24 protein-coding genes, 1 tRNA gene and 2 pseudogenes are annotated in these 23,588 nt (G+C 71.8%); 18 read left to right on the top strand and 9 right to left on the bottom strand.

Annotated features, from left to right (window positions below; all coding sequences use genetic code 11):
* The first annotated feature begins 86 nt into the window (after positions 1 to 86).
* The 5 genes and pseudogenes from JT362_RS08510 to JT362_RS08530 all read left to right on the top strand — a co-directional run bounded on the left by JT362_RS08510 (position 87) and on the right by JT362_RS08530 (position 3,321).
* A complete protein-coding gene (locus JT362_RS08510; protein ID WP_260190515.1) occupies positions 87 to 818 on the top strand; it encodes an NAD(P)-binding protein in 732 nt (243 codons plus the stop codon).
* The gene (locus JT362_RS08515; protein ID WP_260190516.1) at positions 815 to 1,723 is read left to right on the top strand and encodes a hypothetical protein; all 909 of its coding nucleotides are present in this window, start codon (positions 815 to 817) and stop codon (positions 1,721 to 1,723) included. Before JT362_RS08510 ends, JT362_RS08515 begins: the two co-directional genes overlap by 4 nt.
* The gene (locus tag JT362_RS08520) at positions 1,660 to 2,118 is read left to right on the top strand and encodes an SRPBCC family protein (RefSeq protein ID WP_260190518.1); all 459 of its coding nucleotides are present in this window, start codon (positions 1,660 to 1,662) and stop codon (positions 2,116 to 2,118) included. Before JT362_RS08515 ends, JT362_RS08520 begins: the two co-directional genes overlap by 64 nt.
* Positions 2,119 to 2,162: 44 nt before the next feature.
* Positions 2,163 to 2,408: pseudogene (locus JT362_RS08525) on the top strand (NAD(P)-binding protein); the annotation flags it as partial.
* A gap of 52 nt (positions 2,409 to 2,460) precedes the next feature.
* Positions 2,461 to 3,321 (top strand): MMPL family transporter, encoded by an 861-nt coding sequence (locus JT362_RS08530; RefSeq protein ID WP_260190519.1) that lies wholly within the window; start codon positions 2,461 to 2,463, stop codon positions 3,319 to 3,321.
* Between the two features lie 125 nt (positions 3,322 to 3,446).
* On the opposite strand, the gene JT362_RS08535 is transcribed toward JT362_RS08530, so the two are convergent.
* Positions 3,447 to 4,763, bottom strand: coding sequence for an SLC13 family permease (locus JT362_RS08535; protein ID WP_260190521.1), 1,317 nt, complete (start codon positions 4,761 to 4,763; stop codon positions 3,447 to 3,449).
* A gap of 16 nt (positions 4,764 to 4,779) precedes the next feature.
* Positions 4,780 to 5,964 (bottom strand): CaiB/BaiF CoA transferase family protein, encoded by a 1,185-nt coding sequence (locus tag JT362_RS08540; RefSeq protein ID WP_260190523.1) that lies wholly within the window; start codon positions 5,962 to 5,964, stop codon positions 4,780 to 4,782.
* 133 nt (positions 5,965 to 6,097) lie between these two features.
* On the opposite strand from JT362_RS08540, the gene JT362_RS08545 reads away from it, so the two are divergent.
* A complete protein-coding gene (locus tag JT362_RS08545; RefSeq protein WP_260190525.1) occupies positions 6,098 to 6,988 on the top strand; it encodes a LysR family transcriptional regulator in 891 nt (296 codons plus the stop codon).
* Positions 6,989 to 7,093: 105 nt separating this feature from the next.
* A complete protein-coding gene (locus JT362_RS08550) occupies positions 7,094 to 8,176 on the top strand; it encodes an ANTAR domain-containing protein (protein WP_260190526.1) in 1,083 nt (360 codons plus the stop codon).
* A gap of 10 nt (positions 8,177 to 8,186) precedes the next feature.
* On the opposite strand, the gene JT362_RS08555 is transcribed toward JT362_RS08550, so the two are convergent.
* Both JT362_RS08555 and alr read right to left on the bottom strand, forming a co-directional pair.
* A complete protein-coding gene (locus tag JT362_RS08555) occupies positions 8,187 to 9,284 on the bottom strand; it encodes a D-alanine--D-alanine ligase family protein (RefSeq protein ID WP_260190528.1) in 1,098 nt (365 codons plus the stop codon).
* Entirely contained in the window at positions 9,277 to 10,431 is a 1,155-nt protein-coding gene (gene alr, locus JT362_RS08560; RefSeq protein WP_260190529.1) for an alanine racemase, read from the bottom strand. The genes JT362_RS08555 and alr overlap by 8 nt, the downstream gene beginning before the upstream one ends.
* A gap of 209 nt (positions 10,432 to 10,640) precedes the next feature.
* On the opposite strand from alr, the gene JT362_RS08565 reads away from it, so the two are divergent.
* Positions 10,641 to 11,735, top strand: a complete 1,095-nt coding sequence (locus tag JT362_RS08565) for an acyltransferase family protein (protein WP_260190530.1) — start codon at positions 10,641 to 10,643, stop codon at positions 11,733 to 11,735.
* On the opposite strand, the gene JT362_RS08570 is transcribed toward JT362_RS08565, so the two are convergent.
* Together JT362_RS08570 and JT362_RS08575 are read right to left on the bottom strand one after the other, a co-directional pair.
* Positions 11,728 to 12,381 carry a helix-turn-helix transcriptional regulator gene (locus JT362_RS08570; protein ID WP_260190531.1) on the bottom strand — a complete coding sequence of 218 codons (654 nt, stop codon included), beginning with the start codon at positions 12,379 to 12,381 and terminating at the stop codon, positions 11,728 to 11,730. The genes JT362_RS08565 and JT362_RS08570 overlap by 8 nt on opposite strands.
* A 108-nt stretch (positions 12,382 to 12,489) precedes the next feature.
* Complete coding sequence (locus JT362_RS08575; protein ID WP_260190532.1) at positions 12,490 to 13,056, bottom strand: helix-turn-helix transcriptional regulator; 567 nt, start codon at positions 13,054 to 13,056, stop codon at positions 12,490 to 12,492.
* Between JT362_RS08575 and JT362_RS08580 the strand changes: the two genes are divergently transcribed.
* A complete protein-coding gene (locus JT362_RS08580; protein WP_260190533.1) occupies positions 13,039 to 13,308 on the top strand; it encodes a hypothetical protein in 270 nt (89 codons plus the stop codon). The two genes, JT362_RS08575 and JT362_RS08580, sit on opposite strands and share 18 nt — an antisense overlap.
* Positions 13,309 to 13,370: 62 nt before the next feature.
* Positions 13,371 to 13,880 carry a DinB family protein gene (locus tag JT362_RS08585; RefSeq protein WP_260190534.1) on the top strand — a complete coding sequence of 170 codons (510 nt, stop codon included), beginning with the start codon at positions 13,371 to 13,373 and terminating at the stop codon, positions 13,878 to 13,880.
* Positions 13,881 to 13,929: 49 nt separating this feature from the next.
* Here the strand turns inward: JT362_RS08585 and JT362_RS08590 are convergent.
* Both JT362_RS08590 and JT362_RS08595 read right to left on the bottom strand, forming a co-directional pair.
* Positions 13,930 to 14,001: transfer RNA gene (locus JT362_RS08590), tRNA-Val, on the bottom strand.
* A gap of 112 nt (positions 14,002 to 14,113) precedes the next feature.
* Positions 14,114 to 15,502 (bottom strand): LVIVD repeat-containing protein, encoded by a 1,389-nt coding sequence (locus tag JT362_RS08595; RefSeq protein ID WP_260190535.1) that lies wholly within the window; start codon positions 15,500 to 15,502, stop codon positions 14,114 to 14,116.
* Between the two features lie 185 nt (positions 15,503 to 15,687).
* Here JT362_RS08595 and JT362_RS08600 point away from each other — a divergent pair, with 185 nt between their 5' ends.
* The 3 genes from JT362_RS08600 (at position 15,688) to JT362_RS08610 (ending at position 19,074) form a co-directional block, all read left to right on the top strand.
* Positions 15,688 to 16,404, top strand: coding sequence for a DUF305 domain-containing protein (locus JT362_RS08600; protein WP_260190536.1), 717 nt, complete (start codon positions 15,688 to 15,690; stop codon positions 16,402 to 16,404).
* 78 nt (positions 16,405 to 16,482) lie between these two features.
* The gene (gene thrS, locus JT362_RS08605; protein ID WP_260190537.1) at positions 16,483 to 18,507 is read left to right on the top strand and encodes a threonine--tRNA ligase; all 2,025 of its coding nucleotides are present in this window, start codon (positions 16,483 to 16,485) and stop codon (positions 18,505 to 18,507) included.
* Positions 18,508 to 18,516: 9 nt separating this feature from the next.
* A complete protein-coding gene (locus JT362_RS08610) occupies positions 18,517 to 19,074 on the top strand; it encodes an HIT family protein (RefSeq protein ID WP_260190538.1) in 558 nt (185 codons plus the stop codon).
* Between the two features lie 51 nt (positions 19,075 to 19,125).
* Here the strand turns inward: JT362_RS08610 and JT362_RS08615 are convergent, their stop codons facing one another.
* Positions 19,126 to 19,692 (bottom strand): YceI family protein, encoded by a 567-nt coding sequence (locus JT362_RS08615; RefSeq protein WP_260190539.1) that lies wholly within the window; start codon positions 19,690 to 19,692, stop codon positions 19,126 to 19,128.
* A gap of 100 nt (positions 19,693 to 19,792) precedes the next feature.
* Between JT362_RS08615 and JT362_RS08620 the strand changes: the two genes are divergently transcribed.
* From JT362_RS08620 to JT362_RS35745, 5 genes and pseudogenes are all read left to right on the top strand, one after another.
* Positions 19,793 to 20,272, top strand: a complete 480-nt coding sequence (locus JT362_RS08620; protein ID WP_260190540.1) for a MarR family winged helix-turn-helix transcriptional regulator — start codon at positions 19,793 to 19,795, stop codon at positions 20,270 to 20,272.
* A gap of 71 nt (positions 20,273 to 20,343) precedes the next feature.
* The gene (pgsA, locus tag JT362_RS08625; RefSeq protein ID WP_260190541.1) at positions 20,344 to 20,970 is read left to right on the top strand and encodes a phosphatidylinositol phosphate synthase; all 627 of its coding nucleotides are present in this window, start codon (positions 20,344 to 20,346) and stop codon (positions 20,968 to 20,970) included.
* The gene (locus JT362_RS08630) at positions 20,967 to 21,902 is read left to right on the top strand and encodes a phosphatidylinositol mannoside acyltransferase (protein ID WP_260190542.1); all 936 of its coding nucleotides are present in this window, start codon (positions 20,967 to 20,969) and stop codon (positions 21,900 to 21,902) included. The genes pgsA and JT362_RS08630 overlap by 4 nt, the downstream gene beginning before the upstream one ends.
* On the top strand, positions 21,899 to 23,029 hold the full coding sequence (locus JT362_RS08635) for a glycosyltransferase family 4 protein (RefSeq protein ID WP_260190543.1): 1,131 nt from the start codon (positions 21,899 to 21,901) through the stop codon (positions 23,027 to 23,029). Before JT362_RS08630 ends, JT362_RS08635 begins: the two co-directional genes overlap by 4 nt.
* A 22-nt stretch (positions 23,030 to 23,051) precedes the next feature.
* Positions 23,052 to 23,570 (top strand): annotated as a pseudogene (locus JT362_RS35745) (hypothetical protein); the annotation flags it as partial.
* Positions 23,571 to 23,588: the final 18 nt, after the last annotated feature.

The following is a 23,588-nucleotide window of genomic DNA, read 5'->3' on the forward strand; positions in this document are numbered from 1 at the left end:
GCCCGGATGGGGCATCGTCGGGGATCGGAAGGCCGGGTTTCGTTGCCCGGTAAAGGAAATCTTCCAGTCCAGACGTTGGGTTCGGCATGACGAGCGACGATGAGCACCACCGCGTGGTGATCGTGGGCGCGGGTCTCGGCGGTATCGGCACCGCGGTCCGGCTGCTTCGCCGGGGGATCAACGATCTGGTGATCCTCGAGGCGGCGGGCAGCCCCGGCGGCACCTGGCGGGTCAACTCCTACCCGGGCTGCCAGTGCGACATACCGTCGAACCTCTACTCGCTCTCGTTCGCCCCCAACCCCTCGTGGAGCACGACCTTCCCGCTGCAACCCGAGATCCGTTCCTACGTGGAGGACGTCACCGACCGGTTCGACCTCGACAAGCTCATCCGCTACCACACCGACTTCCCGCACCTGCTCGCCGGCTACCCGGTGCACGTCCGCGAGCGCGGCGACTTCCCCTGCTGGGTCACCGACGTGTCCTCCGCCGCCGACGTCGCGGCCAAGGCGCTCACCGCGCCGATCGGGCGTGCCACCTGGACCTGGTTCGACCCGACCACGCCGACCCTGCGCGAGGTGTTCACCGAGGTGTGCCGGCCGTGGGGGACCGTGCCAAGGATCGTCGACGCCCGCCCGCTCGGCTGGCTCACCCGCCGGCTCGGCGAGCGAGCCGCCGCCGTGCCGGAGCTGGCCGACTACGCCGAGCCGTGGTTCGACCTCGACCCGGACGTGCTGCGGGACATCCCGGAACCCTGGCCGGTGCCCGACCCGGACTACCTCGGCGACACCGGCCGCGCCCTGCTGGGGGTGAGCCGATGACGGTCACCGTCGACACCGACGCGCACCCGGTCTTCCGCGTGTACTCCGCCGGCAACTTCGGCGAGGTCGCGCCGCGGCGGCTCTCGCCCATGTCCTGGTCCCTGGTCGGCGAGCCGATGGAACGCGGAACCAGGAAGCTCGCCGCCAAGCTGTGGGGCAGGCCGGCCTGGGCCGAGGGGTCGCACTTCGTGTTCGTCGGCTACTTCGGCTGCCGGCCGTACCACAACCTCGCCGCCTACTGTCACCTGTCCGAGAACATCCCCGGCCTCACCCCGAAGGACGTCACCGACGCCTACTTCGAGGGCGTCGACGCGCCGGACGAGGTCCGTGCGCTGCGGGTGAACCCGGTCCGGCAGGTCACCGGCGCGGCCAGGTTCCTCAACGAGCTGCGCGACGTCGGTCCCCGCCTGCGTGCCCTGGAGGAACGGGTCGCCGAGCTGGAGTGGGGCCTGCGCGCCGCGGCGACCGCCGGCAGCCCGATAGCGCTGTTCGGCGTGCTGCGCGACGCCGAGCCGGTGCTGGCCGAGGCGTGGGCACTGCACAGCCGGGCTCGGCCTGGCCACGCTCCGGTACGCGCTCGCCGTCGCCCGGATCCGGCCACCGCCGGGGCGCACACTCCGGCTGGACCTGACCGGCGCGGACGGCGCCCGGCACCGGTTCGGCGACGACGACGCCACCGACGTCCTGCGCGGACCGCTCCTGGGCTGGTGCCGGGTGGCCACCCGGCGAGCCGGGCGGTTCGCTGCCACCCTGGAGACCGAGACCCTGCAAGCCGAGGGCGAGCTGGCCAGGCTCGCCGCCGCACACGCGCGAGCGTATCTGTGAAGGGAGGTGTCTCCCGGTGGTCGAGGTGGAGGTCGAGCGGACGATCGACTGCGCCCCGGAGACGTTTCTCGAGTTCGTGATGGATCCCGAGCGGTACCGGGAGGTGGACGACAAGATCGTCCAGGTCCTGTGGCAACGCCGCGAGGGAAATCTCACCGAGTTCAAGTTCAAACCGCGCATTCCCGGTATGCGCCTGCCCGAGCCGCCGGCCGTCTCACAGATGCGGCTCACTCCGGGGAAACGCATCGACGTCGAGCTGGCGCCGCCGCCGCGAAATCGGGTCAACCATTTCATGGCGACGTTCCGGGCGAGCTGGACCTGCGAGCGGGACGGCGACGGCACACACGTGCGGCGCTGGCTCTCGTTCGACTTCAACCCGTTGGTGCGCTGGCTCTTCGAGCCGGTCCTGCGGCGCACGCTGAAGCCGTCGGCGGAACGCGAGCTGCGGCTGGCAAAACAGATCCTGGAGCGTTAGAGTCCGTATTCGACGCGCAATGGTCCCCGAATTCAGGGAAACCAATGTCGAATACCACCGAACACAACGTGGAAGTGGTCGTCGTCGGCGCCGGGCTCTTCGGCATCGCGGCCGCGGTCAAACTCCGGCGCGGCGGAATCGACGATTTCGTCGTGCTGGAGAAGGCCGACCGGGTCGGCGGCACCTGGCGGGACAACACCTACCCGGGCTGCGCGGTCGACATCCCGTCGCCGGTCTACTCGTTCTCGTTCAACCTCAACCCGGACTGGAGCCGCAACTTCCCCGGCCAGTCACCTGGTCCATCGCCGCGCGCGGCTGATCCTCGTCGTCGCCTGCCTGTTCGTGGTCGCCGCGGGCGTGCTGGCCGCGGGCGTCTTCGACAAGCTGAAGGTCGGCGGCTACCTCGACCCCGACGCGGAGTCGAGCCGCACCGCGGACCAGATCGACGAGCGGTTCGGCGGCCAGTACAACCTGGTGTTCCTCGTCGAGGCCGACCAGGCGGTCGACTCGCCGGAGGCGGCCGCCGAGGGCACCCGCCTCACCGAGCGGATCGCCGGCGAGGACGCCGTCACCAACGTGGCCTCCTACTGGACCACCGGTGACCCGGCACTCCGGTCCACCGACGGCCGGGCCGCGTTGATCGTCGGCCACGTCCCCGGCGACGAGGACACCGCACTGACCCGCACCCAGCACCTCTACGACGAGTACGCCGACGCCGGCGGCGGGCTGACCGTGCGCGTCGGCGGCGAACAGGCGGTCAACCGGGACATCTTCGGGCACCTGCAGAGCAGCCTGCTGGTCGCGGAGGCCATCGCCGTGCCGGTGAGCATGCTGCTGCTGGTACTCGCGTTCGGCAGCGTGGTCGCGGCGCTGCTGCCGCTGGTCATCGGCATCCTGGCCATCGTCGGCACGTTCGGCGAGCTGGCCGTGCTCGGCGGCATCACCGACATGTCCACGCTGGCCGCGAACCTGACCACCGCGCTCGGGCTCGGTCTCGGCATCGACTACGCGCTGTTCATCGTCGCCCGGTTCCGCGAACGGCTCACCGCGGGCGACGAACAGGATGGCGCCGATGACCGCCGACCACAGCCCGTAGACCCGCGCGGCGTTGCCGACCGGCATGGCGATGTCGAACTGCTGGCGCAGTCGTTCGATGTCCGTACGGACGGATCGGCTGAGTGGAGCGGTGATCTCCCGCGTTGAGTGCCGTACAGCAGCGCGAACCTGGACGGTTCGCGCACCGCCCAGGACCGCGATGTGCCGTGTTCGGGCACGCCTCCTCAAGAGCAGTGTTCACACTTGAGATCAGTGTTCTCGTTTCTTCGTCCTCACCACCAGCCGAAGGCGGCCCAGGCGAGGAAGGGCGCGATCGGGATCGACACGAGCCCGTAGGTGAGCAGCTGGCGGAACAGCCGCGGCCGGACCGACGGCTCGGCCGCGCCGAGGATCAGTCCGCCGGTGATGCCGAGCGGGTTGATGTCCACCAGTACCGAGGCCAGGGCGAGGGCCAGCACGCCGCCGACGGGGGAGACGCCGGCCTCCACCAGCGGCGGCAGCAACGGCATCGCGGTCACGAACACCGCGATGGAGCTGGCCGCGAACGACGTCACCCCGGCGATGTAGCACAGCACCAGCAGGCTCAGCGCGGGCGAACCGTCGACCCGGAGCAGCTCGCTGATCCGCTCGAACGCGCCGAGGTGCTGCATCAGGCCCACGTACGTCAACAGGCCGCCGATCAGCAGGACCACGTTCCACGGGACCCGCGCGACCACCGCGCCCGGCTCCATCCGCAGCACCACCTGCAGGACCAGCGCCGCGGTCAGCCCCAGATAGCCGACGTGCATGTCGAAGCCGACCGACAGGACGACGACGGCGAGCAGGCACGCCACCGTGAGCACCCGCGCGCCCCGGCGTGCCGGCGCGGCCACCTGCGTGGCGACCGGTGTGGTGACGGCGACCCGCCCCTCGGCATCCGTCCCGGTGCCCTGGCTCGACGCTCCGCCGCCGTCCGTCGGTGTACCGGCCCGGCCGCGGGGCACCGCACCGATGCGCACCCCGACGAGCAGCAGGCCCGCGGCCACCACCAGGCCGGTGAACAGGCCGCCGAGCAGGAAGGTGACCGGGGCCGAACCGGGAAGCTCGACGCCCAGGTCGGTGCTCAGCTCCCGCGCGGTGACGCCGTAGACGGCGAGCGGCGAGAGCAGGCCGCTGATGATCCCGGTGATGCCCAGGACGGCCGCCACCAGCGGCGAGATCCGGTGCCGCGCGGCGAGCCCCAGTGCGATCGGGGAGACGATCGCGGTCGCGGCCGCGGGCAGCGTGCCGATCGCGGTCAGCACGGCGCCGACGACGAACGGGACCAGCGGGATCAACAGCAGCCGGCCGCCGACCAGCCGCATCAGCAGGTCCAGCAGCCAGTCGAGCGTCCCGTTGAGCTGGGCGGCGGCGAACAGCGCCGTCACCCCGACGATGAGCACGAAGAAGTCGGCCGGGAAGAACCCGGTCACCTCCGCGACCGGCACGTCGGCGGCGAGCCCGAGGAGGAACGCCGCGGCCAGCGCCGCCATCCCGAGGTCGAACGCGGGCAGCAGGGTCGCCACGAAGAGGGCGACCAGTACGACGATGGACACGACCGCCACGCTCATCGGCGGGCTCCTCTCCTCAGACCACTCCTCGGTGGCGCAGATCGTCGATCTCCTCCGCGGGCAGCCCGAGCACGTCGCGCAGCACGTCGGTGGTGTGCTCGCCGAGCGCGGGCGCGCGGGTGCCGGTCGTGCCGTCGAAGCCGGAGAAGCGCCCGGCCGGCGCCTGCATGAGCCGGGGGACGCCATCGCCCTCGGCCACCTCGACCACCGACCCCCTGGCGCGGATGTGCGGGTCGGCGCACAGGTCCGCCGCCGTGTTCACCGGTCCGGCGGCCACCCCGGCCTCGACCAGCAGCGACATCAGCGGCTCCAGGTCGTGCGCGGCGACGAACGCGGCGACGCGAGCCTCGATCTCCTCGCGGTGCGCCAGCCGGGCGGTCATCGAGTCGTGCACGGCCAGGTCCGGAGCGTCCATCACCCGCACCAGCCGCCGCCACATCTGCTCGGTCGACGCGGGCAGGGCCAGCCAGCGGCCGTCGCGGGTGCGGTACAGGCTGTTCGGGCTGATATGCGGGTTCTGGTTGCCCTGTCGCGCCCGGCTCCGCCCGGTGGCGCCGTACTCGACGACGAAGTCCTCCATCATCCGCAGCAGCGGCTCGTAGAGCGGGATGTCGGCCAGCTGCGGCTCGCCGGTCCGGTCCCGCTGGCGCAGGGCCAGCATGGCGGCGAACGCCGCGTACATCCCGGTGACGCCGTCGGCGACCGGGTAGCCGGCGAACACCGGCGGACCGTCCGGATCGCCGGTGCGGTGGGTCAGCCCGGCGAAGGCCTCCGCGACCCTGGCGAAACCGGGCCGGTCGGCGTAGGGGCCGGTCCGGCCGAACGCGCTGACGTGCACCATCACCAGATCCCGCCGGTACGCCAGCAGGTCCTCGAAGTCGATGCGGAACCGGCGCAGCGTCGCCGGACGGAAGTTCGTCACCACGACGTCCGCGGTCGCGGCCAGCCGGCCGACCAGGTGCGCCGCGTCGGCGTGGTGCAGATCGACCGTGACGCTCCGCTTGTTGCGGCCGACCATGGCCCACGCCGCGGACACGCCGTCGGCCAGCGGCGGGTAGAGCCGCGCCGGGTCGCCGTCGGCCGGGTGCTCGATCTTGATCACCTCGGCGCCGAACTCGCCGAGCAGCGAGGACGCCAGCGGACCGGCCAGGATCGTGGACACGTCCAGGACACGCACACCGCTCAGTGGACCGTCGGGCACCAGGTAATTCCTTCCACGTCACCCGCTGGACCTCGTTGGCGGCGGGATGCGCACGACAATGCCGCCCGGTGTGCCTGCTGGGAAGGCGGCACAGCGCATCACGGGTGAAAGGTTCCGCCTTTATGGTGAACCGATGAGGGTCGAACGAGCGCGCTACTTCCTGGCCGCCGTCGAGACCGGGTCGCTGCGGGCCGCGGCCGCCCGGTGCGGGGTCAGCCAGCCCACGGTCGGGCAGCAGCTCGCGCTGCTCGAGGAGGAGCTCGACGTCGTCCTGCTCACCCGCAGCCGGCACGGGGTGCGGCCGACCCCGGCCGGCCAGGCCATCCTGGAGCCGCTGCGCAGGCTGGTCGCGGCCGAGGACGACGTGCGCGAGTCGGCCATGGAGTCGAGCGGCACCTACCGCGGCCGGGTCCGGATCGGCGGCGTGTCGGTGACCGCGGCGACGATCGTCGCGCCGGTCGTCGGGCAGCTCCGCGCGGACCACCCCGGGCTGCGGTTCACCGTCCACGAGGGACGCTCGGCCGACATCGAGGCCGCCGTGCTGGACGGCGGGCTGGACCTCGGCGTGATCACCACCCCGCCCGGTCCGGCCACGGCCGGGCTGCACCGGCTACCGCTCGTCTCGGCCCCGCTCGGGATCTGCGTGCGCACCGACCACCCGCTCGCCGGCCGCGACCACGTGCACTGGCGCGACCTGGAGCCCTGGCCGATCGTCACGATGCGGACCGGCACCGTGCTGTGGGAGACGCTGCACCGGCACGTCGCCGCTCCGGACGTCGTCGTCCAGGCCATGTCGGCGCGCACGGTCAAGGTGATGGTCGCCCAGGGCGCCGGCCTCGGCGTCCTCGCCCGGTTCGACACCCCGGCCGACCTCCCCGGCCTGGTCTGGATCCCGATCCGCGACGCGGGCCCGGTCCAGCTGTGCCTGACCCAGCGCCAGGACAGCCAGCCCTCGCGGTCCGCCCTCGTCGTCCGGCGGCTGATCCTCGCCAGGGCGGCCGAACTGGCGGATCCGGCCGACTGAGAAGGCGTCCTTTCGCCGCGTGGTGGACACTCGGTATTGTTGTCGCCGTCCGTCGGTGGTCGGCACATCCCATTGCGCTGCACAACGGGAGGGAATCCTGTGGCCGTGGATCTGGAGGTTGCCGCACGGACGACGAGTCGCGGGCTGGTCGTGCTGGTCGATGGCGACCTGACCGGGCTGGACACCGACGACGCCGCGGTGCGTGACGCCGTGTCCGAGGTACCGGCGGCCGGGCTCGTGGTGTTCGACCTCACCAAGGTCCGGCTGCTCACCGCCGCCGGCGTGCACACGTTGCTGTCGGCCATCACTCCGCTGCGGGCCCGTGGCGTGCGCTGCCGCATCGCGGTCGACCCGGACAGTCCGACCGCGACCGTGCTGGCGGCCGCGGGGATGCCGGCCACCGTGAGCGTCCTGGACACCGTCGACGAAGCGCTGACGCGGGAGGAACAGCCGGTCGCGACGAACGACGTGGGGCTGCTCGCCACCGAACTCGCCTCGCTGACCAGGGCACTGGTCGACGCCACCACGGTCGGTGCGGTGCTGCGCCGGATCGTGACCGCGACCACCGTCATCGTGCCGGGCGCCGACCTGGTCAGCTTCACCCTGCGGGACCCGGGCGGCGGGTTCTTCACCCCGACCGGAACCGATCCGGTCGCCAGCGCGTTGGACGAGGTCCAGTACGAGACCGGAGCCGGTCCCTGCGTCGACGCGGCCCGCCTGGACGGTCCCGCCTACGCCGCCAGCGACGACCTGGCGACCGAGCTCCGATGGCCCACGTTCGCCGCGGCCGCCACCGGCCACGGGTTCGCCGCCGTGCTCTCGACCGACCTGCTGGCCCACGACCGGCCGCCCGGGCCCGGCGGAGCGCTGAACATCTACTCCCACCAACGCGGCGGGATCAGCACCGACGACCGGTACACCGCACTGCTCCTGGCCAGCCACGCCGCGCTCGCGCTGGCCCACGTGACGGCAGCCGAGCTGGCCTCGCTGCAACGCCAGCAACTGCTCAGGGCGGTCGAGACCCGCGACGTCATCGGCCAGGCCAAGGGCATCCTCATGGCCAGGCAGGGCCTGACCGCCGACGAGGCGTTCGACCTGCTCCGCCGTACCTCGCAGGACCTCAACGTCAAACTGGTCGACCTCGCCCGCACCCTGGCCGAACACCCGGACGGGCTCGTCGCCCCCTGACCAGCGCCGACTACCGGGAGTCCGCGACCAGATCCGCCGGGCGGGCACTCGGGTGCGTGGCGCGCGCGGTGTCGATCAACACGTCGAGCAGCTGGCCGTACTCCAGGCCGGCCGCCCGCCACATCCTCGGGTACTGGGACGCACTGGTGAAACCGGGGAACGTGTTGACCTCGTTGACGACCCGGCTGCCGTCCGCACGCAGGAAGAAGTCGACCCGGAGGAGCCCGGTGCACTCCAGCGCGCGGAACAGCCGCAGCGCGTCGCGGCCGATGGCCTCGGTGGCCGCAGGGTCGATCGCGGCCGGGATGTCGAACACGGTGCTGGTGTCGGCGTACTTGGCCTCGTAGTCGAAGAACGTGTGCTCACCGGAGGGCAGGATCTCCATCGGCGGGCTCACCGCCAGGGTGCCGTCCGGCCGTTCCAGGACGCCGATGTCGATCTCCCGGCCGGTGACGGCCGACTCCACCAGGACCTTCTCGTCGCTCTCCCGCGCCAGGGCCACGGCCGCGGGCAGGTCTGCCCAGTCGTCCACCCTGGACACCCCGATGCTGGAGCCCTCGCGGCAGGGCTTGACGAACACCGGCAGTCCCAACCGGACGCGGTCGGCCGCCGCGACGTCGTGCTGTCCCCGGCGCAGCACGACCCCGTCGGCGACCTCCAGCCCCACCCCGGCCGCGATCTTCTTCGTGTACTCCTTGTCCATGCTCAGCGCGCTGGCCGCGACGCCGTTGCCGACGTACGGGATCCCCAGCCCCTCCAGCAGCGACTGCACGGTGCCGTCCTCGCCGAACGGCCCGTGCAGCGCGGGGAACACCACGTCGCAGGCCACGAGCTCGTGCATCGTGGCGAGCACGCTCCCCGCCGGCGTGCTGTCGCCGGTCGCCGGAAATCCGTTCCGCTGCCAGTGCAGCACCGCCTCGGTGGTCGGCAGCTCCGGAATGGCCGGGGCGGTGGCCCAGACGCCGTCCCGGCCGATCCGGACCGGCAGGACCTCGTACCGCCGCCGGTCGAGGTTGGTCAGGATGCTGGCCGCCGACCGGCACGAGACCTCGTGTTCACCGCTGCGCCCGCCGAACAGGACGGCGAGCCGGATCTTCGGTTCAGGCACGTGAGGCCTCCTCGACCGCGGGCACCTCGGCGTAGTGGCGGGCCACCCGGGGGCCGACGCCGGTCAGGATCTCGTGCGGAACTGTGCCCGCCCAGCCGGCCCACTCGGCCACCGTCGGTTCCCCTTCCGTACCCGGCCCGAACACGACGACCTCGTCGCCTGCCCGGGCGGTGTCGTCGCCGAGGTCGACGACGAACTGGTCCATGGCGATCCGGCCGGCGACCGGATACCTGCGGCCGGCGATCGACACCTCGGCCCGCCCGGCCGCCGCCCAGGGCAGGCCGTCCGCGTAGCCCAGCGGCACCAGCGCCAGCGTGCTGTCACGTTTGGTGACGTAGTCGTGCTCGTAGGACACGCCGCTGCCCGCCGGCACCCGCTTGACGAGGATCAGGCGCGCCCGCAGCGTCATCGCGCCGCGCAGCCCGAAGACCCGCAGCGGGTCCGGCTCCACCCCGTAGAGCCCGATGCCCGGGCGGACGATCTCGTAGTGCGTGTCCGGCGCGGCGAGGGTCGCCACCGAGTTCGCCACGTGGCGGACCTCCGGCCGCAGCCCGGCGCCCCGCGCGACCGCCACCGACTCGTCGAAGAGCCGGATCTGCGCGCGGAGCGTGCCGGCGGCCGGATCCGTCCCGTTGACAAGGTGCGACCAGACACCGCGCACCCGCACGTACCCGGCCGTCTCCAGCGCGGCGGCCAGTTCCACCAGCTCCCGCCACTCCTCCGGCCGTGCGCCGTTGCGGTGCAACCCGGTGTCCGCCTTCAGGTGCACCGCGGCGGTGGTGCCCAGCCGGGCGGCGCTCGCGGCGACCGCGCGCAGGTGGTCCGAGGAGGACACCGACAGGTCGATCTCGGCGAGCAGGGCCTCCCCGAAGTCCTCGTCCGGGCTGTGCATCCAGCTCAGGATCGGGGCGGAGACACCACCGGCGCGCAGGTGCAGCGCCTCGGCGGTGGTCGTCACGCCGAGCCAGGTCGCGCCGGACGCGAGCGCGGTGGTCGCCACCCGCACCGCGCCGTGACCGAACCCGTCGGCCTTGACGACCGCCATCACCTGGGCCGTGGTGCGTCCGGCGAACAGCGCCGTGTTGTGGGCGATCGCCTCCAGGTCCACGACGGCGCGCGCGTGCGGCGTGGCGATGGGCGTCGCCACGACTGTCTCCGAGAACACCGTCCCGATGATTCGGTCACCGCGGGCCCGCGCGTCGGTGATCGGCCGGCACTGTGCCCGAAAGGTCAGTGGGCGAGGTACGAACGGGCCATCCACGGCCGAACCACGGCCGCGCGCGCCGCGCTTCTGGCTGGCTTTCGATCGGGGACTTGACCCGGGGACTGCCGACAGCGACGCGATGAGAGGCCGCCGTGGACGACGGACGTGTGGGCGCCGGCACCTTCAGCGGAGACCTTCACGAACCGGTCCGGCCGAAGGAACGGCTGGCCTGGGCGGACGTCGCCAAGGGCGCGTGCATCGTGCTCGTCGTGCTGTGGCACGTCATCGCGAAGGACTACCTGCAGATCGACTGGCGGAGCTCGACCCCGCTGCCCGGCGCGTGGGGCACCGTCGGCGAACAGCTCCTGCCGCTGCGGATGCCGCTGTTCTTCGCCATCTCCGGCTTCTTCGCCGCCAACGCGGTCCGGCGACCGTGGCGGGTCGTCGGCCGGTCCAAGGTGGCCAAGTTCCTGTACCTGTACGGACTGTGGCTGTGCGTGCACACCCTGCTGCTCTCCTTCGCCCCTGACTTCGACACCGCGCGCGCCACCGGGGTACTGCACTTCCTGGAGCAGCTCACCATCACCCCGTCCAACCTGTGGTACCTGCAGGCACTGGCCGTCTACTTCGTGCTGACCAAACTGACGCTGCGGATCCCGCCGGCGGTGATGATCGGAGCGGCGTTCCTGCTGTCCGCGACCGCCGCAGCCGAACTGGTCGCCACCCCGGGCGACCGCGGCGGCATGTACCAGAACCTGGTGTTCTTCCTCGTCGGCCTGCACGGCAAGCCGATCGTCGCCCGGGTGGCGCGGACGGCGAGCTGGGCGCGGTTCTTCGCCGTGGCCGTGCCCTACCTCGGCGTCCTCGCGGTCATCCAGTACCTCGGCGCCAGGACCTGGTTCGGCCTGTGGCCCTCGGTCAGCCTCGTCGCCGTGTTCCTCGGCGTGACCCTGGCCAGCCTGGCCACCCGCTGGGCGGCGCTGACCAGGAGCCTGACCGACATCGGCCGGCAGACCCTGCCGATCTACGTCGTGCACATGCCGCTGCTGGCCCTGCTGCACGTGGCCCTGGTCGGTCCGATGTCGAACGCCGGCGCCGCGGTGCAACTGGTGATCGCGGTCGTCGAGCCCGCCGTGATGACCGCCGTCGTGGTCGCGGTCTGTCTACTGCTGTACCGGGTCCTGCCCAACCGGTGGCTCTTCGACCTCCCGGCCCTACGCCGATCGGCCCCTGCCCGTGTCAGATGACGCCGGCACGCATGGCGTACGCGACCGCGTGCGGGCGGTTCCGCAGCCGCAGCCTGCTGGTCATGCCGTGGATGATGTTCTTGACGGTGCGCTCCGAGTAGCAGAGCCGCTGGGCGATCTCGCCGGTGTCGAACCCCTCGGACATCAGCCGCAGCACCTCGACCTCCCGGGGGCTCAGGCCGCCGGTCTCGAGCCGTCGTGGCGGGACGCCGTCCTTCCGCAGCTCGTCGATCCGGCCGCGCAGCTCGCCGGGCAGGTCCGACGGCGCCGCGGCTGTCCCGGTCGTCCTCCGCGCCGCCGCGACGATGCTCCTGGCCAGCCGCTCGTCCATCGCCGAGTCCCGTGGCAGCACGGCCGTGACCCTGGCCTCCACCGCGGCGAGCAGGTCGGCCTCGCTGACCTCGTCGACCAGCAGGACGGCGGCCTGGTCGCCCGCGCGCAGCTCGGCGAGCGCCCCGGGGGTGACCCGCGCCGGAGCGAGGACCACCACGTCGGCGTCCCGCCGCTGGTCCGGCGGCAGCAACTCGACGTCCCTGCGGGTCTCCAGGTACCGGCTGATGCCGACGTGGGTGAACACGTCGGAGGCGTGGACGGCGACCCGCACCGGCCCCCGCGTGCCGATCTCGTCGCACAGCACTGACGGCATACGGGAAACATACGGAACTCGGCCGAACGGCCAGTCAGGCTCCTCCCACGGTAGGAGGCGCGTTCGCCATCTGGTCCCGCCGGCCCAGCGTCCGCGTCACCGAGGAGGTCAGATCAACCCGAGCCGGATGGCGTAGGCGATGGCGTGGCTCCGGTTGCGCAGCCCGAGGCGGCTCAGCAGCCCCTGCAGGATGTTCTTCACCGTCTGCTCCGAATAGGACAGTTCGCGGGCGATCTGCCCGGTGTCCAGTCCGTCGGCGATGTGGCGGAGCACGTCGGCCTCCCGGCTGGACAGGCCGGTGAAGGTGAGCTGCCTCGGCGCGAGGACGTCCCGGTGCAGCTGGGACAGTCCGCGCAGCAGCGTGCCGAGGTGTTCGGGCGGGAGGTCGCCGTGGCCGCGGCGGGCGTCCCCGATGGCGCGCAACAGTCGCAGGGTGGTCGCCTCGTGCTCGGGTACCAGCACCGCCAGCCCGCACCCGATGGCGGTCCACAGGTCCGCCTGGCGCGGCTCGCTCGCGACCAGCACCAGCCGTCTCGACGACGACTCCGGCAGGTCACGCAGGGCGGACACGCCCACCGCGACCACCACCTCGGCGTCGCCGAGGTCGTCGACGAGTTCGATGCCCGGCTTGTCCCGCAGCTCGCTGCGCATGCCGGCGTGGATGAGCGGATCCACGGCCAGCACCGACACGCGGGTGGTCCGGTGTCGTCGCGGCTGCCCCGTGACCTCGACTGCCATGACGTCAGGAAACCAAGCTCCGGCGGCGAGCGCCAGGAACGGCGTTCCTCGTCACGTCGCGGCGGGCAGCGGGAGGACGGCCAGCGGCACGTGGTGTTGGCCGGCGTGGATGTCGCGGTCGCGGAGACCGCCCTGCGCCACCGGCCCGACGACGCCCGCGTCGGCCTGGTCGAGCTGCTCTCCAGCTAGCCGGTTGCCACTCCGGCAACTTTCCGTGCGGTCCACGGCGACGTGCCCCGAAGGTGGAGCGCATGAGCAGCCACCAGACCCGCCCGGCGAGCCGGAAACGCGACACCGGACCGCCGTCCACCGGCCCCGGCGAGAAGGACGTGCTCGCCGGCTTCCTCGACTACCTGCGCGACGCCGTCGCGGCCAAGGCCGAGGGCGTCCCGCGGGAACGGGCCTTCGCCCCCGGCGTCCCGTCCGGCACGAACCTGCTCGGCCTGGTCCGGCATCTCACCCACGTGGAACGACACTGGCTGCTCGGCCACCAGGTCACCGACTGGCGGGCCACCTTCCACCCCACCCCCGGCGACACGCCCGAGTCGGTCCTCGCCGCCTACCGCGCGACCGTCACCGAGGCGAACGCCGAGATCGCGACCTGGACCGACCTCGCCGCACCGGGTCCCCGCCCACCGAAACGCGGCGCCCGGCCGCCGTCCCGCCGCTGGACCCTGACCCACCTGATCGAGGAGACCGCCCGCCACGCCGGCCACGCCGACATCCTCCGCGAGCTCGTCGACGGCGCCACCGGCCGCTGACCGCATGCGAAAGGCCCCCACCGCGCCGAGCGCGATGGGGGCCTGTGCGTGGGCGATACTGGGATCGAACCAGTGACCTTTCCGGTGTGAGCGGAACGCTCTCCCGCTGAGCTAATCGCCCCTCGCGGAATGAGAGAACAGTACCGGACCCCGTCCGCGCGCGTGCACCCGGGTCGGACGACGCGGGGCCCCGCCGGCGGTACCGGCGAGACCCCGCGTTCCGACGTGCCGGCTCAGCGGTGGCCGGGGTGCCAGCCGTAGCGGCCCTGGGTCTGCACGTTCAGCTCATCCGTCCGGACCCACTTGGCCCGGTCGGTCCGGCGGTCGTCGATCCGCAGGACGTCGAAGCCCTTCCCGAGGTCGGACGAGTAGATGTAGCCGTTGTAGTAGTACGCCGACCAGCTACCGCCGCCCTCCTCCGGGTTCGCGGACGGGCCACGCTCCCAGAAGCCGATCTTCTCCGGGTTCCGCGAGTCGGAGAAGTCCCACACCTGGATGCCGCCCATGTACCAGGCCTGGACCATGATGTCCTTGCCCGGAACCGGGATCAGCGAGCCGTTGTGCGCGACGCAGTTCTCCTCGTCGGTCTGGTGCCGGTCGATCTTGAAGTAGGACCGGAACACCATCCTGCGGTTGTCGCCGCGGCCGACGATGTCGTAGATGCCGTTCGCACCGCGCGTCTCGCCGATCTCCGCGTTGCACGTGGCCGCGCCGCCGCCGCCCAGCTCGTCGGTGAAGACGACCTTGGTGCCGGCGTTGTTGAACGTGGCCGAGTGCCAGAAGGCGAAGTTCTCGTCGTCCTGGACACGGTGGATCTCGACCGGGTTCGTCCGGTCGGAGATGTCGTACAGCACGCCGTCACCCATGCACGCACCGGCGGCCAGGTCCTTCTCCGGGTACACCGTGATGTCGTGGCAACCGGCGGTCGCACTGGTGTAGCCGTCCTCGATGGTGCCCGGCACGCCCGGGTTGCCGCCGTCCGGGAACAGCACCGGCGTGGCGACGATCCGCGCCTTGGTCGGCCGCTTGACCGGGACCTCGATGATCGAGATCTTGTCGTGCGGCGGCTGGCAGTTCGACAGGCTCGTCGACGGCCCGTACGACGAAACGTACAGGTAGACCTTCTCGTTCCACCGGCCGTTCCGGTCCCACCGGTGCTTCTTGTCCGGCACCAGCGTGTGGGTGTGCGAGCCGCAGTCGGTCTCCACCGACTTGACGTACCTCGGCGACCGCTTGTCGCTGATGTCGAAGATCTTCATGCCCTCCCAGTAGGGCTTGGAGCCGTCGTTCTGGGAGGTCGAGGCGCACGAGTCGTCGCTGCGGCGCGAGTCGGTCGACAGGAACAGCAGGTCGCCGCTGACCGAGATGTCGTTCTGCGAGCCGGGGCAGAGCACCTGGCTCACGATCTTCGTCTTCCTCGGGTTCTTGATGTCGTAGATGGTGAACCCGTTGTAGTTGCCGACGAACGCGTACCGCCCCTGGAAGGCGATGTCGGTTCCGGTGCCGCCGGCCAGCGGGCCCGATGGCGCCAGGTGGTCCACCAGCTTCATGTTCGGGCTGCTGACGATCTCGTCGGGGGCCGGGAAGTCGTCCGCGGCGACGGACGGCACTCCGGCCACCATGGCCACCGCGAGTGCGGCTGCCCCGATCGCTGCGGTCGACGCTCGTCGGCGCCACCCTCGCAGGGTTGATCTCACTGCATGTACCCCTTCCACAACTGTCGGGTGAGGAACATTATGAGCAGGTGAGGGGCGAATAAACTAGCGCTGTTCGTCCGGTTACTCGACAGTTGGGAACACGATTACCGATGATTCGGACAAGCCGGGCGGTCGGTACGCTCCTTCGCCGCGCCGGCGCGCTGGCCGGCGTGCTCCTCGTCGCGGGTGGTTTGGTCGCGTGCACCGAGGAGGCGGCACCGGAGCCGCCGACCAACTCCGCGCCGGTGATCGTGCCCGGCGGACCGGGGGAGGAGGCCTCCACGATCGCGCCGGGCGAGGGCACGGCGGTCGAGGAGGAGCCGCCGAACGAGGCCGACGTCGAGTTCGTCCAGGACATGATCGTGCACCACACCCAGGCCGTCGCGATGGCCGAGCTCGCCCCGGACCGGGCGGCCGCGGCGGACGTCCGGGGCATCGCCGCCCGGATCGCGGACAGCCAGGGCCCCGAGATCGACATGATGAACCGCTGGCTGGAGCGCTACGACAAGCCGACCGTCGACACCGACGCCCCGGACGGGGGCCACGGGGGCCACGGGGGCCACGGGGGCCACGGCGCGATGGCCGACCACGCCGACATGCCCGGCATGGCCACCGACGAGCAGCTGGCGACCCTGGAGGCCGCGAGCGGCGACACCTTCGACACGCTGTTCCTGCAGCTCATGATCCGCCACCACGAGGGCGGGCTGACCATGGTCGAGGAGGTCCGCAGGACCGGCGTGAACGTCCGCGTGCAGGAGATCGCCGACGACGTCGCCGTCACGCAGACCGACGAGATCAACCGGATGCGCGGCATGCTGGTCGCCTGAAAACCCGCACGCCAGGCCCCGGAGCGGCTCGATAGCATCGTCACCTACCGATTGTCGAGCCCTTCCCGAGGAGCACCCGTGTCCGAGCCACGCCCGCCAGCCGCCGAACCCACCCCGCACGTGGTGGTGCCGGCCGGCACCACGGCGGGCGCCGCGATCCGGGACGCCGGCCTGCCCGGCAAGGGCCCGGACGCGGTCGGGGTAGTCCGTGACGTCGACGGCCGGCTCCGCGACCTCGCCTGGACCCCTGCCGCCGACGCCCAGGTCGAGCCGGTCGCCGCGAACAGCGACGACGGCCGCGCGGTCATCCGGCACTCCGCCGCGCACGTGCTTGCCCAGGCCGTGCAGCAGCAGTTCCCGGAGGCCAAGCTCGGCATCGGTCCGCCGGTCCGCGACGGCTTCTACTACGACTTCGACGTCGCCCGCCCGTTCACCCCCGAGGACCTGGCCGCCCTCGAGAAGCGGATGAAGCAGATCGTCAAGTCCTCCCAGCGGTTCTCCCGCCGCGTCCTCGACTCGGTCGACGCGGCGAGGACCGAGCTCAAGGACGAGCCGTTCAAGCTGGAACTGGTCGACCTGAAGTCCGACGTCGACACCGACGAGGTGATGGAGGTCGGGGGCGGCGAGCTGACCGTCTACGACAACCTCGACCCGCGCTCCGGCGAGCAGGTCTGGGGCGACCTGTGCCGCGGCCCGCACGTGCCGACCACCAAGCACATCCCGGCGTTCAAGCTCATGCGCGTCGCCGCCGCGTACTGGCGGGGGAGCGAGCAGAACCCGCAGCTGCAGCGGATCTACGGCACCGCGTGGGAGTCCCAGGAGGCGCAGGACGCCTACCTGGAGCGGCTCGCCGAGGCCGAGCGGCGCGACCACCGCAAGCTCGGCGCCGAGCTGGACCTGTTCTCCTTCCCCGAGGAACTGGGCTCCGGCCTGCCGGTGTTCCACCCCAAGGGCGGCATCGTCCGGCGCGAGATGGAGAAGTACTCGCGCCAGCGGCACGAGGAGTCCGGCTACGAGTTCGTGAACACCCCGCACATCAGCAAGGCCGGCCTGTTCCACACCTCGGGCCACCTGCCGTACTACGCCGAGACCATGTTCCCGCCGCTGTCCTTCGAGGGCGAGGACTACTACCTCAAGGCCATGAACTGCCCGATGCACCACCTGATCTTCCGGTCGCGCGGGCGGTCCTACCGGGAGCTGCCGCTGCGGCTGTTCGAGTTCGGCGCGGTGTACCGGTACGAGAAGTCCGGCGTGGTGCACGGCCTGACCAGGGCCCGCGGGTTCACCATGGACGACTCGCACATCTACTGCACCCCCGAGCAGACCCCCGCCGAGCTGCGGTCGCTGCTGCGGTTCGTGCTGGACCTGCTGGCCGACTACGGCCTGTCCGACTTCTACCTCGAACTGTCGACCCGCGGTGACGGCGACAAGTTCATCGGCTCGGACGAGGAGTGGGCCGAGGCCACCGAGACCCTGCGGCAGGCGGCCCTCGACTCGGGCCTCGAGCTGGTGCCGGACCCGGGTGGCGCCGCGTACTACGGGCCGAAGATCTCGGTGCAGGCCAAGGACGCGATCGGCCGTTCCTGGCAGATGTCGACCATCCAGGTGGACTTCAACCACCCGAAGCGGTTCGAACTCGCCTACACCGCCGCCGACGGGTCGCGCAAGCAGCCGGTGGTGCTGCACCGCGCGCTGTTCGGCTCGATCGAGCGGTTCTTCGGCGTGCTGACCGAGCACTACGCGGGCGCGTTCCCGGCCTGGCTCGCGCCGGTGCAGGTGGTGGGCATCCCGATCGCCGACGAGCACGCCGACCACCTCCAGCAGGTGGCCAAGGCGCTGCGGGCGCGGGGCATCCGGGTCGAGGTCGACACCTCCGACGACCGGATGCAGAAGAAGATCCGCAACCACACCACCCAGAAGGTGCCGTTCCTGCTGCTCGCGGGCGGCAAGGACGTCGAGGCGGGCGCGGTGTCGTTCCGGTTCCGCGACGGCACCCAGGTCAACGGGGTCCCGGTGGACCGGGCCGTCGACGTGGTCGCCGACTGGGTCGAGCGCAGGGAGAACGCTTCGCCGACGGCGGAGAGCGTCCGGGTCGACGCCTAGGATCGGAGCATGACCAGCGAGCCGCCCGACCTCGTGGCGCAGGAGGGCGTGGGGATTCCCGACGCCCTCCAACGGCTGTGGACGCCGCACCGGATGGCCTACATCCGGGGCCAGGACAAGCCGGACGGCGTGGACGCCGCGGGCTGCCCGTTCTGCCGGCTGGTCGAGCTGGAGGACGCGGAGGCGCTGATCGTCGCGCGCGGGGAGCTGGTGTACGGGGTGCTGAACCTGTACCCGTACAACCCGGGTCATCTGATGGTCGTGCCGTTCCGGCACGTGGCCGACTACGTGGACCTGACGCCGGCGGAGACGGTCGAGCTGGCCGAGTTCACCCAGCGGGCGATGACCGTGACGCGCTCGGTCTCCGCCCCGCACGGGTTCAACATCGGCATGAACCAGGGCGTGGTCGCGGGTGCCGGCATCGCCGCGCACCTGCACCAGCACGTCGTCCCGCGCTGGGGCGGCGACGCCAACTTCATGCCCGTGGTCGGCCACACCAAGGTGCTGCCCCAGCTCCTCACGGAGACCCGCGCCCTGCTCGCCAAGGCCTGGGTGGACCTGCCCTGAAGGTGACCACCGAGACGCCCGGCGTCCCGACGGTCACCTTCCGGGCGTTGCTCAGGCCTGCTCCGGCTGGCGGAGGACGGCCTCGACCTCGATCTGGATGTCGATCTTGTCGGCGACCACGGCGACGCCGTTCTGCACGCCCTCGAAGTTGACGTTGAAGTCCTTGCGGTTGATCTTGGCGGTCGCGCTGAACCCGATGCGGGTGCCGCCCCACGGGTCGGGACCGACGCCGTTGAACTCGAAGGTCAGCGGCACGACCTTGGTGACGCCCTTGAGCGTCAGCTCGCCGTCGAGGACGAACTTGTCGCCGTCCTGGCGGGCGCCGGAGGCCTTGTAGGTCATCGCCGGGTAGGTCTCGACCTCGAAGAAGTCGGCCGAGCGCAGGTGGTTGTCCCGGGTCTCGTTGTGCGTGCTGATCGAGTCCAGCCCGATGGTGATGTCGACCGAGGACTCCAGCGGGTTCTCCGCGGTGACGATGGTGCCCTTGACGTCGGAGAACCGGCCGCGAACCTTGGTCACCACCACGTGCCGGACGACGAAGCCGACATCGCTGTGCGCGTCGTCGATGTCCCAGGTGCCCGCCACGTAGCCGGGCAGGTCGACCGTGGTGCTGGTCATGTGGAGCTCCTCTGCAGAAATAGTTGAACGATCACATATTGAGCGATCAACCGCGACCGTACACGGGCATGGTTGAGAGTTCAACCAGTACACTGTCGGCATGTCCGAGACCCGATGGCTGACCGCCTGCGAGCAGGAGGTCTGGCGCGCGTTCATCACGGCGGCCGACGGGCTCACCGACCAGCTCGCCCGCCAACTGCAGCGCGACTCCGGCATGCCGTACACCTACTACGAGATCCTGGTCGCGCTGTCCGAGGCACCCGAACGGACCCTGCGGATGAGCGAACTCGCCGGCGCCCGCGGCTCGTCCCGCAGCCGGCTCTCGCACGCGGTCGCCCGCCTGGAGGAGGTCGGCTGGGTGCGCAGGCGCACCTGCCCCACCGACAAGCGCGGCTCGTTCGCGGTCCTCACCGACAAGGGCTACTCCGCCCTCGAGGCAGCCGCGCCGGGACACGTCACCGAGGTCCGGGAGAAGCTGTTCGACGTGCTCACCCCCCAACAGGTCGAGCAACTCGGCGAGATCAGCCGCGCGATCCTGCGCGGCCTCGGCGCGCCGACCCCGCACTGCCCCGTCGAGTAGCCGGGGCGGTTAGGCTGCGGAGCGTCCAGCCGACCGTGCCGACATCGTGCAGACAAGGGCCCGCCCGACCCATGCTCAACATCTTCGCCCGCGCCTCTGTCTCGCGCGTCACCGACCCGATAGGCGTGTGGCTGGTGCGCCTTGGGCTCACGCCCAACGCCATGACGCTGGTCGGCACCGCGGGCGCGGTCGGCTTCTCGCTCTGGCTCTTCCCGACGGGCCACCTGCTCGCCGGCACCTTCGTGGTGTGGGGTCTGGTCATGCTGGACGTCCTCGACGGAGCCATGGCCAGGGCGAAGGGCGGCGGCACCCCGTTCGGCGCGGTGCTCGACTCCACCTGCGACCGGATCGCCGACGGCGCGCTGCTGGCGGCCATCGCCTGGTACGGGTTCGAGTTCGCCGACCGGCCCCCGCTCGGCGCGGCCGCGTTGATCTGCCTGGTGCTCGGGCAGGTCGTCTCCTACATCAAGGCCCGCGCCGAGGCGGCCGGGCTGACCGCGAACGTCGGCCTGGTCGAGCGCGCGGAACGGCTGATCATCGCGCTGGTCGGCACCGGCCTCACCGGGTTGGGCGTGCCCTACGCGGTCGACGTCGCGCTCTGGCTGCTCGTCGCCGGCTCGGTCGTCACGGTCGTGCAGCGGATCGTCGAGGTCCGGCGGTCGGCCACCTTGCTCGCAACCTCGGAGGCAGGCGAATGAGTATCGGAGAGCGGCTGGCCGACCTCGGCTACGCGGCCGGTTGGGGCCTGGTGCGCGGCCTGCCCGCGCCGCTCGCGCGCGGCGCGTTCCGGGCCGGCGCCGACCTCGCCGTGCGCCGCGGCGGGCCGGGGGTGTCCCAGCTTCGTCGCAACTACGCCCGCGTGGTGCCGCAGGCCGGGCGTGCCGAGCTGGACGAGCTGGTGCGCGACGGGGTGCGCTCCTACGCCAGGTACTGGATGGAGACCTTCCGGCTGCCCGGCATGGACCGCCGGGCCGTCTACGAGCAGGTCGACGAGGTGATGGTCGGCAAGCCGCTGGTCGACGCCGCGCTCGAGCGGGGCAAGGGCCTGATCCTCGCGCTGCCGCACACCGGCAACTTCGACGTCTCCGGCGTCTGGCTGGTCGGCCACTCCGGCCGGTTCACCACGGTCAACGAGCGGCTGCGCCCGGAGTCGCTGTACCAGCGCTTCGTCTCCTACCGCGAGTCGCTCGGCTTCGAGATCCTGGCGGCCTCGGGCACCGACGTCGGGCCGTACCGGGTGCTGATGGAGCGGCTCCGGCAGAACAGGGTGGTCTGCCTGCTGGCCGACCGCGACCTGTCGAAGCGCGGCATCCCGGTCGACTTCTTCGGCGCCAAGACCCGGATGCCGGCCGGCCCGGCCCGGCTCGCGGCCACGACCGGCGCGCAGATCCTGGTCGTCGACAACACCTTCACCGAGGACGGCTGGGGCCTGCGGATGCACACCCCGATCCTCGTGCACGGCCGGGACGAGGTGGCCTCGGCGACCCAGCGGATCGCCGACGGCTTCGCCGCGGACATCGGCGCCAACCCGGTCGACTGGCACATGATGCAGAAGCTGTGGATCGAGGACCTGTCCGACGAGCGGCGGGCGGCGCTGACCGAACCGGAAGGGGCTGCGGAGTCCCGGTGAGGATCGGTGTCGTCTGCCCCTACTCCTTCGAGGTCCCCGGAGGGGTCCAGGGGCATGTCGTCGACCTGGCCAAGGCGCTGCGCCGGCTCGGCCACGAGGTGGACGTGCTCGCACCGGCCGACGAGGACACGCCGCTGCCGGAGTTCGTGCGGCCGGCCGGCCGATCCCTCGGCATCCCCTACAACGGCTCGGTCGCGCGGCTGTCGTTCGGGCCGGTGTCCTACGCGCGGGTGCGCCGCTGGATCCGCGGGCACGACTTCGACGTGCTGCACCTGCACGAACCGACCGCGCCGAGCCTGTCCATGCTGGCCCTGATGGTCGCCGACGGGCCGATCGTGGCCACCTTCCACACCTCGACCTCGCGGTCCCGCACCCTGGCCGCGTTCCAGGTGGTGCTGCAGCCGTTCCTGGAGAAGATCACCGCGCGGATCGCGGTGTCCGCGCTCGCCAGGCGGGTGCAGGTGGAGCACCTCGGCGGCGACGCGGTGGAGATCCCCAACGGCGTCGACGTCGAGTTCTTCGCCGGCGCCGAGCCGTTGCCCGGTTACCCGAGGGCCGGCGGCACGATCGGGTTCGTCGGGCGGTTCACCGAGCCGCGCAAGGGGATGCAGGTCCTGCTCGCCGCCCTGCGCATCCTGCTGCCGGAGTTCCCGGACCTGCGGCTCGTCGTGGTCGGCGGGGGCGACCAGGAGGAGCTGCGCCGCCAGGCGGGCCGGGAGCTGGCCCCCCGGCTGGAGCTGCTCGGCCGGGCCGACGACGTGGTCAAGGCCAGGATGCTCAGCGGCGTCGACGTGTACTGCGCGCCGAACACCGGCGGCGAGAGCTTCGGCATGATCCTGACCGAGGCGATGGCGGCCGGCTCGGCGGTGGTGGCCAGCGACCTGGACGCGTTCCGGCGGGTCCTCGACGACGGGCGCGCGGGGGAGCTGTTCCCGGTCGGCGACCCGGCCGGCCTGGCGTCGGCGCTGCGCGGCATGCTGGCCTCGCCGGAGCGGCGCGCGGAGCTGGCCGCCGAGGCACGCCGGCGGGTCGCGGGTTTCGACTGGCCGGTGGTGGCCGGTCAGGTGATGCGGGTGTACGAGCAGGCGATCGCCGCGGACCCGCGGCACGTGGTCGAGTCCGGATGAGTCGAATCTGGGTGAAGGGGCTATGGGTCTTGTCATCACGCTGGTAGCGGTCGGGGTCGTCGTGGCCCTGGTGCTCGGGCTGTGGCTGGCGGCCACCGCGAACCGGCTGGACCGGCTGCACGTGCGGACCGACGCGGCGTGGGCGGCGCTGGACGCGGCGCTCGCGCGACGGGCGGTGGTGGCCCGCGCGGTGGCGAACGCGATCGTGACCGGGACCGCGGTGGACGCCGGCACGGACCGGGTCGGCGCGGACAAGCTGCGTGCGGTCGCCGAGCGCGCCGAGGGGACGCCGAGGGCCGAGCGCGAGGAGGCGGAGAACGCGCTGTCGCTGCAGCTCGCGGCCGTCGACCGGGGCCGGCTGCCGCTGGCGCTCGCGGCCGAGCTGCTGGACGCCGAGCAGCGCGTGGTGATCGCGCGCCGGGTGCACAACGACGCCGTGCGGGACACCCTCGGCCAGCGCCGCCGCCGGCTGGTGCGCTGGCTCAAGCTCGCGGGCACCGCGCCGCGCCCGGAGTACTTCGAGATCGTCGAGCCCTCGCTGTCCGGGGAGAACGGCGCC

This window comes from Actinophytocola gossypii, from assembly GCF_025165815.1.
Taxonomy (GTDB): Bacteria; Actinomycetota; Actinomycetes; order Mycobacteriales; family Pseudonocardiaceae; genus Actinophytocola; species Actinophytocola gossypii.